The organism is Stutzerimonas stutzeri KOS6, assembly GCF_000307775.2.
Lineage (GTDB): Bacteria > Pseudomonadota > Gammaproteobacteria > Pseudomonadales > Pseudomonadaceae > Stutzerimonas > Stutzerimonas stutzeri_B.
The window spans coordinates 652,031-653,396 of sequence record NZ_KK020677.1 but is presented as its reverse complement, the minus strand read 5'-3'; the positions used below and the strand labels follow the sequence as shown (position 1 = coordinate 653,396).

Genomic DNA, 1,366 nt, shown 5'->3' with positions numbered 1-1,366 from the left:
CTGGCAGCGCAGAGGTATCGGCGGCGTCGCTGGCGTGGACGAACGCGGAGCTGGACACGCTGATGGGGCGGGTGCTTGCACCGGCGAACCTCAGGCGTGCGTATAAGCGCGTAGTCAGCAACAAGGGAGCGCCGGGTGCCGATGGCATGACGGTCGCCGACTTGGCCGGCTATGTGAAACAGTATTGGCCAATCCTCAAAGCCAGGCTGCTGGCCGGTGAATACCATCCCCAGGCAGTGCGAGCGGTTGAGATTCCCAAGCCGCAGGGCGGTATACGACAGTTGGGTATCCCCAGTGCCGTGGACCGCCTGATCCAACAAGCATTGCTGCAACAGCTCACGCCGATCTTCGATCCGCTGTTCTCGGACTACAGCTACGGCTTTCGTCCGGGCAGAAGTGCTCACCAGGCTGTCGAGATGGCCCGCGCCCATGTGGTGGCGGGTCACCGTTGGTGCGTGGAGCTCGATCTGGAGAAATTCTTCGACCGGGTCAATCACGACATCCTGATGGCCTGTGTCGAACGCCATGTCGAAGATAAACGCGTGCTCAGACTCATCCGCCGTTACCTTGAGGCCGGGGTCATGTCGGACGGTGTCGTCAGCCAACGGCAGGAGGGGACGCCGCAAGGCGGCCCGCTCTCGCCGTTGCTGTCGAATATCCTGCTCGATGAACTCGACCTCGAACTGGAACGGCCGGGTCATCGCTTCGTGCGTTATGCCGATGACGCGAACATTTATGTACGCAGTCTACGGGCTGGCGAGCGAGTACTGGCGAGTGTTGAGCGCTTCTTGGATCAACGTCTGAAACTGACGGTGAACCGGGACAAGAGTCGCGTGGCAGGAGCCTGGAAGTGCGACTACCTGGGATATGGGATGAGCTGGCACCCGCAGCCAAGGCTGCGGGTAGCAACGATGAGCCTGAAGCGCTTGCGCGACCGACTCAGAGACTTACTGCGTGCAGCACGGGGCCACAAGATGGCGAGCGTCATCGAGCGGCTCAACCCGGTGCTGCGTGGCTGGGCAGGTTACTTCAGGCTCAGCCAGAGCAAGCGTCCACTTGAAGAGCTGGATGGTTGGGTCAGGCACAAGCTTCGCTGTGTCATCTGGCGCCAATGGAGGCAGCCCTCTACGAGGGCGCGTAACCTGATGCGTCTGGGGTTAAGCGAGGAACGCGCCTGCAAATCAGCCTTCAATGGCCGAGGCCCGTGGTGGAACTCGGGTGCGCCGCATATGAATCAGGCGTTGCCGAAGAAGCTCTGGGATCGACTCGGACTGGTCTCGATACTGGATACGATCAACCGGCTTAGTCGCATAGCCCGAACCGCCGTATACGGAACCGTACGTACGGTGGTGTGAGAGGACGGCGG

1 protein-coding gene is annotated in these 1,366 nt (G+C 61.3%); it reads left to right on the top strand.

Annotated elements, in window-relative coordinates:
• Window positions 1-1,355, top strand: a 1,355-nt coding sequence (gene ltrA / locus B597_RS43400) for a group II intron reverse transcriptase/maturase (protein ID WP_024162463.1), incomplete at its 5' end; no start/stop codon positions are given.
• Between the last annotated feature and the right edge of the window lie 11 nt (window positions 1,356-1,366).